The organism is Vibrio hangzhouensis (assembly GCF_900107935.1).
In the GTDB taxonomy this organism is placed as follows: domain Bacteria; phylum Pseudomonadota; class Gammaproteobacteria; order Enterobacterales; family Vibrionaceae; genus Vibrio; species Vibrio hangzhouensis.
Genome location: NZ_FNVG01000016.1, coordinates 94,695 through 106,389, shown reverse-complemented (window position 1 = coordinate 106,389; position 11,695 = coordinate 94,695). Strand labels below are relative to the sequence as shown.

At 47.0% G+C, this 11,695-nt stretch carries 10 protein-coding genes; 6 read left to right on the top strand and 4 right to left on the bottom strand.

The window, feature by feature from the left end; translation table 11 throughout:
- Window positions 1–297 precede the first annotated feature (297 nt).
- Genes C4S60_RS15935 through C4S60_RS15920 form a run of 4 tightly spaced genes read left to right on the top strand, consistent with a single transcriptional unit; the run spans window position 298 to window position 3,175 of the window.
- On the top strand, window positions 298–855 hold the full coding sequence (locus C4S60_RS15935; protein WP_103881347.1) for an AAA family ATPase: 558 nt from the start codon (window positions 298–300) through the stop codon (window positions 853–855).
- Window positions 856–875: 20 nt separating this feature from the next.
- Complete coding sequence (locus C4S60_RS15930; protein WP_103881346.1) at window positions 876–1,811, top strand: virulence factor BrkB family protein; 936 nt, start codon at window positions 876–878, stop codon at window positions 1,809–1,811.
- Window positions 1,783–2,217, top strand: coding sequence for a D-aminoacyl-tRNA deacylase (gene dtd, locus C4S60_RS15925; RefSeq protein ID WP_103881345.1), 435 nt, complete (start codon window positions 1,783–1,785; stop codon window positions 2,215–2,217). The genes C4S60_RS15930 and dtd overlap by 29 nt, the downstream gene beginning before the upstream one ends.
- A gap of 37 nt (window positions 2,218–2,254) precedes the next feature.
- Entirely contained in the window at window positions 2,255–3,175 is a 921-nt protein-coding gene (locus tag C4S60_RS15920; RefSeq protein WP_103881344.1) for a bifunctional GNAT family N-acetyltransferase/hotdog fold thioesterase, read from the top strand.
- 51 nt (window positions 3,176–3,226) lie between these two features.
- Here the strand turns inward: C4S60_RS15920 and C4S60_RS15915 are convergent, their stop codons facing one another.
- The 4 genes from C4S60_RS15915 to hslR form a co-directional block, all read right to left on the bottom strand.
- Entirely contained in the window at window positions 3,227–5,119 is a 1,893-nt protein-coding gene (locus C4S60_RS15915) for an AsmA family protein (RefSeq protein WP_160111373.1), read from the bottom strand.
- A 110-nt stretch (window positions 5,120–5,229) separates the two neighbouring features.
- Complete coding sequence (gene pckA, locus C4S60_RS15910; RefSeq protein ID WP_103881342.1) at window positions 5,230–6,858, bottom strand: phosphoenolpyruvate carboxykinase (ATP); 1,629 nt, start codon at window positions 6,856–6,858, stop codon at window positions 5,230–5,232.
- Window positions 6,859–7,200: 342 nt separating this feature from the next.
- On the bottom strand, window positions 7,201–8,076 hold the full coding sequence (hslO, locus tag C4S60_RS15905; RefSeq protein ID WP_103881341.1) for an Hsp33 family molecular chaperone HslO: 876 nt from the start codon (window positions 8,074–8,076) through the stop codon (window positions 7,201–7,203).
- A gap of 15 nt (window positions 8,077–8,091) precedes the next feature.
- A complete protein-coding gene (gene hslR / locus C4S60_RS15900; RefSeq protein ID WP_103881340.1) occupies window positions 8,092–8,478 on the bottom strand; it encodes a ribosome-associated heat shock protein Hsp15 in 387 nt (128 codons plus the stop codon).
- Between the two features lie 237 nt (window positions 8,479–8,715).
- Here hslR and gspC point away from each other — a divergent pair, with 237 nt between their 5' ends.
- Entirely contained in the window at window positions 8,716–9,642 is a 927-nt protein-coding gene (gene gspC / locus C4S60_RS15895; protein ID WP_103881339.1) for a type II secretion system protein GspC, read from the top strand.
- A 67-nt stretch (window positions 9,643–9,709) separates the two neighbouring features.
- Window positions 9,710–11,695, top strand: coding sequence for a type II secretion system secretin GspD (gene gspD / locus C4S60_RS15890; protein WP_425275142.1), 1,986 nt, complete (start codon window positions 9,710–9,712; stop codon window positions 11,693–11,695).

Below are 11,695 nucleotides of genomic sequence, written 5' to 3'. Positions count from 1 at the left end.
GGTGTGTCTTGCGGGTCGCCGCACCGCCCATGTGAGACTGGGACATCGCCAGACTTTATTTCCACGCCTCAGCATCTGCTGGGGCGTTTTCGTATTTAGCATATGTTAACTCTAATGTTTTACTTAAAAAGGCAGAGTGTGTCTTGCGGGTCGCCGCAGCGCCCATGTGAGACTGGGACATCGCCAGTTTTTGCTTCTTCCTAATTGCTACTTTTGTGAATCACCAAACTTATTGCAATCTCGCTACTCAGCGTTTAATGATAAACTTTACTTATACATTTGAATTGATTCTGATTTATGAGTAAACACTTTCCATTTATTGTTTCCGGGGGACCGGGATCGGGTAAAAGCACCTTGCTTGATGCCATCTCGCAACAAGGTTTCATGACTTATCCTGAAGTACCTAGATTGCTTATTGAGGAACAGTCACAACTTGATGATGGTATATTGCCCTGGCGGCAGTTAGGGCCTTTTGCTGAACTCTGTTTTGTAAAGATGTTGCAGCAGCGTCAATTAGCTCAGACCCATGCAGTTATGAGCTTCGTCGATCGTGCTATCGGCGATATTTGTGCCTACCTTTCGTTGGGTGAATTGGCGATACCGGAAACAATTCAGGTGCAGGCTCGTCAAGATTATCAGCCCATAGTTTTGTTCTGCAAACCTACAGTTCAGACTTACGTTCAAGATGAAGTACGTCCCTATCCGTTTGAACAAGCGCTAGTCATTCATGACGAGTTGTTGCGCCAATATCAGACGCTTGGTTTTCATGTGGTCGACATTCCTTTTATGGCGATAGATGAGCGAGTCGAGTTTGTACTACAACTGTGTCAGAATTACGTTGATTCATTGAGTTAGCATGGAGTGCTAGTGTATTTATGATTGAACATCTTCCCGAAAGGCTGACAGGTACCATAAACTCAGTCTTAGTTTTTTGTCGTTACCTGTTACAACGAATGGCGCATGACAGGATTAACGTGAATGCTGGCTATTTAGCCTACATTACGCTTCTGTCTATCGTTCCAATGCTGACGGTCTTATTGTCGGTATTGTCTTCTTTCCCTATATTTTCAAATGTTGGGGGAGTCCTGCAAGATTTCATCATTCAGCATTTCGTGCCTGCTGCAGGAGATGCAGTTTACTCAGCGCTTATCGAGTTTGTTTCTAACACAGGCAAAATGACGGCGATAGGGAGTGGATTTCTTTTTGTGGCTGCTTTGGCGCTGATCTCTAATATAGACAAAAATCTCAACTACATCTGGCGAGTAAGGCTAAAGCGTCGCGCCGTATTCTCTTTTTCAATGTATTGGATGATTCTCACCTTAGGTCCGATACTCGTTGGGGCTAGTATTGTCGGAACGTCTTATGTGACTTCTCTGAAGATATTGGAGCATGATGCGCTGAGTGGAGCCTACAGTCTGTTTATCAACTGGCTGCCTGCTTTTTTAGCCTTGTTTGCGTTTACGGGATTGTATTTGTTGGTTCCCAACAAGAAGATTTACCTGACTCATGCATTGGCAGGAGCCGCGGTGGCGACGCTATTGTTTGAGATTAGTAAGAAGGGTTTTGCGTATTACATTACACAGTTCCCTTCTTACCAGCTTATCTATGGCGCAATCGCGGCAATTCCTATTTTATTTCTGTGGATTTACTTATGCTGGATTATTGTTCTCATCGGCGCGGAGTTTACAGCGGCTCTGGGTGAGAAAGAGCACTGGAACCCAGAAAGTGCCGTGTTACAATCGACGACTGACAAGACACAAAGTAAAAATAAGGAACCGCTGAGTGATAGCACTGATACAGAGAGTGAGTGAGTCCTCTGTTAAAGTTAACGGGGATATTGTCGGTGAAATCGGCAAAGGTCTATTGGTGTTGCTTGGCGTGGAAAAAGAAGATGATGAAGCGAAAGCTAAACGTCTGGTAGAGCGCGTAACCACCTATCGTGTATTTGAGGATGACGCTGGTAAGATGAATCTCAGCGTTAAAGATGTCGGTGGGAGCGTGCTAGTGGTATCGCAATTTACTTTGCCTGCCGATACTAAAAAAGGGACCCGTGCAGGTTTTTCTCGCGGAGCACACCCATCGGATGCTGAACGCTTATATGATTATTTCTCCGATCGCTGCTTAGAGGTACTGCCGACAGAGCGTGGGCAATTCGCAGCCGATATGAAGGTCTCGCTGGTCAACGATGGCCCCGTGACCTTCTGGTTACAAGTGTAAAAGAGTAAAGCACCAGTTTACATGCGAAAGGATATCTATGTTTAAACTCATTACTCCAAAGACAGAGAATCAACTGACGAAATACTATCAGTTTCGCTGGCAAATGTTGCGTGAACCTTGGCGACTTCCAGTGGGCTCTGAGCGAGATGAATATGATGAAATGAGCCATCATCGAATGATCGTTGATGGTCGAGGCAGACCTATGGCCATTGGTCGCCTGTATATCACGCCGGATAACGAAGGTCAGATCCGCTACATGGCCGTGAAGAGCAGCCGTCGCAATAAAGGCATGGGCTCGTTAGTTCTGGTGGCACTTGAGTCGTTTGCTCGTCAGGAAGGGGTGAAGCGATTAGTCTGTAATGCGCGTGAAGACGCGATCTCTTTCTATGAAAAGAATGGCTTCAGTAGTCAGGGTGAGGTCAACGATCAACGCGGTCCAGTGCGTCATCAGCAAATGGTCAAACAGTTGGACCCGTTGGCCAAAGTTTTGAGGCGCCCAGAATGGTGTGCCGAGTTGCAAGAGCGCTGGGAGCAGCAGATCCCTATCAGTGATAAAATGGGGATAAAAATCAATCAGTATACGGGTTATCGATTTGAGTGCAGTGCACAACTGAACCCGAACCTCAATCCTCATAACACAATGTTTGCCGGTTCTGCGTTTACCCTGGCCACGCTGACCGGGTGGGGGATGACATGGCTGTTGATGCGTGAAAGAGGTTTGGTGGCAGACATTGTATTGGCTGATAGTCGAATTCGATATCGTCACCCCGTTGAGTCCAGTCCGGTTTCTGTCACTTCTTTGGATGGAATTAGCGGTGACTTGGACAGACTTGCGGCAGGTAAAAAAGCCCGCATTGTTATAAATGTGACGATTTACAGTGGTGATACACCGGCAGTCGAGTTCGTTGGCACCTATATGCTGTTGCCTAATTACCAGGACAAACTACTGTCTAGCTAATCATCGCAGACACCAGTTGACCATTGTTCAGGTCAACTGGTGGGAGTCGTTCTACTCAAAGCACGGTGCCGTTTTTGATGACGTTACCCTACCTGTCAACAGTTCTATGTTATAAGAAGCGCCGCATTCTTCATGGAGTGTTAACACCGCATCTGATAACGATTGTGTTCGCAAATCAACAACCGCCTCCGTATTGCCTTGAATTGTATCTCCGGCGACGGAGAATGGTGCGAGTGCAATAATGCCTCGGTCAGCACTCAGTTTAATGGGCGATACTTCCAGTTTATTTATCGAGTCATCGTGTTGAGTTTGCAGTGACGTGTCATACAGCGTGGCGGTCAGTTCTCCGGATAGCGTCTGTGATAGCGCGACTTTATCGGCGATCAGTGCGCTTATCGACAAGTTGAGATCAGCGAGGCCAGTGATGTTGAGGGTATCATCTGAGGTGACGAGGTTTGTTAGGGCTAATGGTAGAGAAAACGCTTTTGCTTGCAGAGTGAAGGGTTGGCTCGGTGCCGTGAAATCTAACGCTGCGGTGGCCGATAGATAACCATCACTAAAAGGAACAAACAGTTTGTTCAATTGCCATTTGCCTTCTCTGCTTTCGGTATCGAGCAAAAGTTGATTTGCCAGAATGTTGTCGATACTGGCGCTGTTCGCAGAGGCTATAGCTTTACCATGCCATAATCCCCATTGGTAGTTATCTTTGAGGACAAGCTGGCTTGCTTCCAGATTGACCCCCGTAATTTGCCAGAAGGGCTTTTCGATCAGCTGGATCCACTGAGTTCGATTGATGTTTAACTTATCAATCGAAATATGCTTAATATCCTCAAAATTGATCTGCTGCAACAAGGCCAGCAGTGAGGGTTGTTGTTGTTCCTGATACAGTTTCAGACCATCAATCATTACGCTGTTGAGTTTGATTTCGTTGGCCGTCAACTCACCGGATAACTGTATACGCCCTTGCTCAAGGTTGGTATCCATATCGCGAAGTTCTATTTTATCTTCCGAGATATACAGTTCGGCTGTTGGCTCGACAAAGGCCAGTCCCTGCCAAACCAGTTGATCGGCATCTACTGATATATAGGCTTGATTTTGAGCCCAGATAGGTTGGCCGAGATGGACATTTTCAATGGAAGCACTGACATTCTCTAGTACGGTATCCTGATACTTAAGTGTTGAGTTAAGGATATCGAGACTGTTTATATGACCAATCAATTGTTGAGTAAGCTCGAGAAGTTGGTCATCTTGTTGGGTAAAATCATAATCGAGCTGATTAACAGTTGCGTTGACCAGCGACCATTTACCCTCTTCAAGCTGTGCCTGGGTAGAGATCTTCGCGTTATTCCATCGAAAAGAGGCGCTATAGAGTTTGCTTTCACTACCATCGATGACGCCATCCACAAATAGGTCATCGATAGCGGAGCCCTTGTAGTAGAGTTGCGACGCCTCCAGTTGGAATGTAGCTTTAGAGTCCATGATTGAATGACTGGCCCGAAGCTCTCTGACTTGCAGACGAAGATCGTTGATGATCACATTGCCATCGCTGTAATCCACATGATCCAGAGCTAGATTTCGGATCGGCCATCTCTGAAGCCAATTTTGTGCCCCCGACGTATCGTTGATGGTGGTGCCGTCAATTAATAACTCGTCAATGGTAACGGGTGCCGAAACAGAGGGGGTGAAACCGAACCATAATGCCAGTTTGTTGGCGCGGAAAGGCGCAACGCCTGGCACATCAAAATGTGTGTTGCGAAATGTCAGTTGATTGGGGTAGTGATATTGGATTGACTCACTGGAGATCTGTATACCGAATACAGAGTGTAGAGTTTGAGTAATCATCGGCTTGGCATACTGAGTATGCAATAAACCAAACACGATGAGTACAGTGAGCAAACTCAGTGCGAGTAACGCGACAAACAGAGCAATGAACTTTCTTATCACGGCTTTCAGATCCAACCTTATAACATAAACAACAATTTAGCGTGAATAACACAAAAAAGCCCCTCAAAAAGAGGGGCCAGAGTTAAAAAGTTGGATTTCTATTCAACTTATTAGTCTAACTGAGGGCCAGCAGCAACCAGAGCTTTGCCTTCCGCATTATCAGTGTACTTGTCAAAGTTGTTGATAAAGCGTTTTGCCAGGTCTTCAGCTTTGCTTTCCCATTGCAGCGGATCTACATACGTTTCACGAGGGTCCAGGATGCCTGGATCAACACCTGGTAGCGATGTTGGGACCTCTAGATTGAAGACAGGGATATTTTTCGTATCGGCATCTTCAATTGACCCATCGAGGATAGCATCGATAATACCGCGAGTATCTTGAATAGAGATACGCTTACCACTGCCGTTCCAACCGGTGTTTACCAGATACGCTTCAGCACCTGCCGCTTCCATACGTTTGACCAACACTTCTGCGTATTTGGTCGGGTGAAGCGTTAGGAAGGCCGCACCGAAACAGGCCGAGAAGGTTGGTGTAGGCTCAGTGATGCCGCGCTCAGTACCGGCCAGCTTCGCAGTGAAACCAGACAGGAAGTGGTACTTTGTTTGCTCTGGAGTCAGTTTAGACACTGGTGGCAAGACGCCGAATGCATCAGCAGACAGGAAGATCACTTTGTTTGCGTGACCGCCTTTAGACACTGGCTTAACAATGTTCTCGATATGGTGAAGTGGGTACGATACACGAGTATTCTCAGTTTTTGAGCCATCGTCAAAGTCGATGGAGCCATCGTTGCGAACAGTAACGTTCTCCAGCAAGGCATCTCTGCGAATGGCATTGTAGATATCAGGTTCTGCTTCTTTTGACAGGTTGATGGTCTTCGCGTAACAGCCGCCTTCGTAGTTGAAGATACCGTCATCATCCCAACCGTGTTCATCGTCACCGATCAGTGCACGCTTAGGGTCGGTAGACAAGGTGGTTTTCCCTGTGCCTGACAGACCAAAGAAGATCGCGACGTCGCCCTCTTTACCCATATTGGCAGAGCAGTGCATGGATGCGATGTCTCTCAGTGGAAGGAAGTAGTTCATCATTGCGAACATGCCTTTCTTCATCTCACCACCGTACCAGGTACCGCCAATTAGCTGCATTCTTTCTGTCAGGTTGAATACCGTGAAGTTTTCAGAGTTCAGACCATGCTGTTCCCATTTTTGGTTGGTGCATTTTGCCCCGTTCATGACCACAAAATCAGGCTCAAATGTGGCGAGTTCTTCTTCGGTAGGACGAATGAACATGTTTTTAACGAAGTGTGCCTGCCATGCCACTTCCGTAATGATTCGGATACATAGGCGGGTGTCAGGGTTCGTACCGCAGTATCCGTCAATCACAAATAGGCGTTTGTTAGAAAGTTGACCTGTTACCAGTTGTTTCAGGTCATCCCATGCCTCTTTGGACATAGGTTTGTTGTCATTTTTAACTTTATCTGATGTCCACCACATTGTGTCACGAGTGGTGTCATCATTAACGATAAATTTGTCTTTTGGTGAGCGACCAGTAAAGATACCCGTATCTACAGCAACGGCGCCAAGTTCGGTGACCACGCCTTTTTCGTAGCCTTCCAGACCCTCGCGAGTTTCTTCCTCGAATAACTGTTCGTAACTTGGGTTGCGTACAATGTCAGTTACGCCAGTGATTCCGTACTTGGTAAGATCGATTTGTGCAGCCTTGTTAATGTCCATAACGGTCATAGGTGCTCCTTATTGGATTTTTGTAGGGATTTTAAAATTTTTGTAATTCGTTATTTATAATTTGTTTTTTATTTTGAACTCCATGCTAGCAACGGAAATCCGAGAAAACAGGGATGGAGCTCAAAAATTAGTCATCAGTTATTGATGGTTTTAAGTGTTTTGTCACATATTGGTTCGGGGGCCATTTCTCCTAGATGCAAACCTTTGCGTTAGATCAAATGTAACATAAGTATTAGTGAAATGGTTAGACGTTATGTTCAAAGGTATTGGTTTTTTGTTAAATAAATAATAAAAAAGCCAGACCGCAAGCGGGCTGGCTTTGTAACATATTTTTAACACTCGTTAGTGGACGGTTTTGTTCTCCGATTGAGCATCTGCAAACAGAGCTTTTACTTCCGGCTCATCAAACGCGTAGGTCGTACCGCAGTAGTCGCAGTGCAGTGCAACCTGACCTTCATGGGCAAGAATGTCGAAGATTTCTTCCTGGGCGACGGTGACAATCGCAGCCGCACTGCGTTCGCGCGAGCAGCTACAGTGGAATTCCACTTCTTTTGGTTCAAACAGTTGTACTTTATCCTGGTTATACAGGCGATAAAGCAGTTCGTTTGCACCCAGACCAAACAGCTCCTCGTCTTTGACGGTGTTGGTCAATTGTTCCAGGTGTTCGAAATCCTCTGGGGAACCCGTGCCATCAGGCATGACCTGCAGTAGCATGCCGGCAGCGTGTTGTTTACCCTCGTGTTCTCCGGTTCGGATCCACAAGCGCGTCTTCAGCTGTTCAGAACGCTCGAAGTAACCTTCAAGGATTTCGGGGAGGTTGTTGCCTTCTAAACCTACAACACCCTGGTAACGCTCACCTTTATCTGGTGTGATCGTGATGACCAGATAGCCTTTACCCATCATGTCGTGAATGGATGCATCATCGGCAATGTCGCCTTCCCAGCGCGCAACGCCACGAAGCTGTTGATTGTGGTCGCCATTGATCACCGCAAGAGATACCGGTCCGTCACCTTGCAGCTGCATGGTGATAGAACCTTCGAACTTCAGGGTAGCCGTCAAAAGGCTGGTGGAAACAAGAAGCTCACCTAGCAGAGTCTGTAGTGGTGCCGGATAATCTTTGCTGGATAGGATCTCCTGATAAGCAGTATCTAGCTGCACGAGCTCTCCGCGCACAGATAACTCTTCGAAAAGATAGCGATTTAGTGTGTTGTTAGCCATTTAGGAAGCTCCAGCTTATTGATGTTTAAACTTAATAATGTCTCGACGCTGTTTTTTATCAGGTCGACGTTCAGGGCTTGGGTTGTGCGCGTTTAGCTTTCTTTTCAAAGCATTATCTTCTCGTTTTGCAATACTCTCTGCCGTTTCGGTGTAGAGAGTCTGGGCTTCCGGTGCTCCTCTGCGTTGATCGGAGATACGCTCAATAGTGACGGTCTTCTCTTCGTTACCTTGACGAAGCGAGATGACCGCACCCAATTCCACAATTTTACTTGGTTTCGAACGCTGCCCATTATAGTGGACTTTACCGCCATCGACCATGTTGCGTGCAATGCTTCTGGTTTTGTAGAAGCGAGCTGCCCATAGCCATTTATCCAGGCGAACAGCTTTCTCTTCGGAACTCATAGGGAATCCTGCTTTCTAACTTGATATCAGCCTGCCCGCAAAGGCTTGCTGATAAGTTTATAGTGCGAATATCACAGTAAATGGTGTTTAGATCTAATATTTTCAACCCCATTACATGGATTGCATTACTGTGACTATAGTTATGATATAGTCTGTCAATTAACCCAATAAAAACTGTTGCTTATGATTAAACACAGCAACATGGAAAAAAACTAAGTAAGGCAGGAAGTTAGGAGAGTGAAAGGATTATCCATATCGGCGACGAGTATCAACGCTTCTTCTCTAACCTCATTTTTGCGTCGTTGCCTGCAGTATCAGTCTCAAATTAGTCTGGTGCTTACCTTATTACTGCTGGGACTGTCCGCATGGATAGCTGGTATCCTCCTGTGGCAGTTGTTCCCGCAAACTCACTCGGTCAGTCGTTGGGTTGCGCCCGTCGTCACCAGTACGGCCTCTTCGGTTCCGTCTAATACGCTTCAGTCGTCTGACATTAATAACGCCAACATTTTTGGTCTGTACAGCCGTGAGCAGAAAATCATTCAGGCTCCAGTGGTTAAAGACGCTCCCAAAACACGCCTCAATGTGGTGTTGGTCGGTTCTGTGGTCAGCAGCAACCCGAATCTGAGCTTGGCTGTGGTCGCGAATCGTGGCAAACAGGGCACCTACGGTATCGGAGAACAGATTGAGGGCACACGGGCAACCGTCAGTGCGGTGATGATTGACCGTATTATCATATCTAACTCGGGTCGTGACGAAACGGTGATGTTGGAAGGGCTTGAATATAAAAAACTTGAGTTGAAACAGCCTCCACAGGGCGCAGCATCGAACATTGCGGGCAATAACCCTGTTGATGTTGAAGAGAAGCTGGCTGCAATTCGTACTACCATCACTCAGGATCCCCAGCAAATATTCCAGTACGTTCGCCTTTCTCAGGTGAAACAAGACGGCGAAATCAAAGGGTATCGTGTAAGTCCGGGCAGAGATCCTGAGTTATTCAACGCTGTCGGGCTGCAAAATGGTGATATTGCCATAGCGCTGAACGGTGCAGATCTGACAGACCCGGCCGCAATGGGACAAATTTATCAATCCATTACTGAGCTTACCGAACTAAACTTAACGGTAGAACGCGATGGACAGCAACATGACATTTTTATTCAGTTTTAGTCATGCATAAAGCATTACAAGGGAGCAACAAGTGAAAAGTTGGCTAAGAACAAGTACCTGGTTATTGATGGGAAGCCTCATGGCGGCTCCAGCGGTATCAGCCAATGAATTTAGTGCCAGTTTTAAGGGTACGGATCTTCATGAGTTCATTAATATTGTCGGGCGCAACCTCGACAAGACCATCATTGTCGACCCTTCCGTCCGCGGTAAAGTCGATGTTCGCAGTTACGACGTGCTCAGTGAAGAGCAATATTACAGTTTCTTCCTTAATGTGTTAGAGGTGTATGGCTTTGCTGTCGTTGAAATGGACAATGGGATCCTCAAGGTCATTAAAGCGAAAGACGCCAAGACTTCGGCGATCCCTGTGGTGGGTGATGAAGATTCTGAGTCCGGCGACAGCGTGGTAACGCGTGTAGTCGCTGTGAAAAATGTATCGGTCAGGGAGCTCTCACCACTGCTACGACAACTCAATGACAATGCTGGTGCCGGTAACGTGGTGCACTATGATCCTGCTAACATCATCCTGATCACAGGTCGTGCCGCGGTGGTGAATCGTCTGGCTGATATTATTCGCCGAGTTGACCAGGCTGGTGACAAAGAAGTGGAAGTGGTGGAGCTTAAGAATGCCTCTGCAGCAGAAATGGTGCGTATTGTGGATGCCCTCAATAAGACCACGGATGCGAAAAATGTCCCTGCATTATTGCAGCCTAAGCTGGTGGCGGACGAGCGCACTAACTCTATCCTGATTTCTGGGGATCCTAAGGTACGGGCTCGCCTACGTCGACTGATCCGTCAGTTGGACGTAGAAATGGCCACCAAAGGCAACAATCGGGTGCAATACCTGAAATACGCGAAAGCGGAAGAGTTGGTCGATGTGCTCAAAGGCGTCTCTGACAACTTGCAAAAAGAAAAACAGGCGGGCTCTAGTGGTAGCGGAGCGAATCGCTCTGAAGTGATGATCAGCGCCCACCCTGACACCAACGCGTTGGTACTGACTGCACCGCCCGATATTATGAAAGCACTGCTGGAGATCATTCAGCAACTGGATATCCGACGCGCTCAAGTGCTGATTGAAGCATTGATCGTTGAGTTGGCTGATGTGGATGGTGCTAACCTGGGGGTACAGTGGGGATCGTTGTCCGGTGGTGGCGTCGTACAGTTCTCGAACACCGGTGCATCTGTCGGCAGCGTCATGCTTGGCATGGAAGAGGCGAAGGATAAGAAAACTACCGAGACGCGTGTCGATGCAGATGGTAATCCGTACAATGTAGAGACAACCACAACTGGTGATTTTTCTAAGCTTGCCAGTGCGCTGGGTGGTGTTCAGGGTGCCGCAGTCGGGATTGCGCTTGGTGACTGGACCGCGCTGATTACCGCTGTTTCAAGCCAGTCCAATTCTAATATTCTGTCTTCTCCAAGTATCACTGTGATGGACAATGGTGAAGCGTCATTCATCGTAGGTGAAGAGGTGCCGGTTCTGACTGGTTCTACGGCGGGCTCAAACAATAGCAACCCGTTCCAGACTGTTGATCGTAAAGAAGTGGGCATTAAGCTGAAAGTGGTTCCTCAGATCAACGAAGGGAATTCGGTGCAGCTGAATATCGAACAAGAAGTTTCGAACGTACTAGGTGCAAACGGGGCAGTGGACGTTCGCTTTGCTAAACGTCAGTTGAATACGTCCGTGATGATCCAGGATGGTCAGATGCTGGTTCTGGGTGGTTTGATCGACGAACGTGCTGCAGAAAGCGAATCGAAAGTTCCGTTTTTGGGCGACATTCCATACCTTGGTCGTTTGTTTACGTCCACCAGTACCACGGTTGAAAAGAAAAACCTGATGGTATTCATCAAGCCGACCATTATTCGTGATGGCATGACATCAGATGGGATAACTCAGCGTAAGTACAACTACATTCGTGCGGAACAGCTGTTTAAAGCTGATAAAGGTTTGAAGTTGATGGATGACGGTTACATTCCTGTTTTGCCGGAGTTCAACCAAACCAATCGCTATCCGTCGGAGATACAGGCGTTTATTGACCAAATAGAAGCTAAGTAG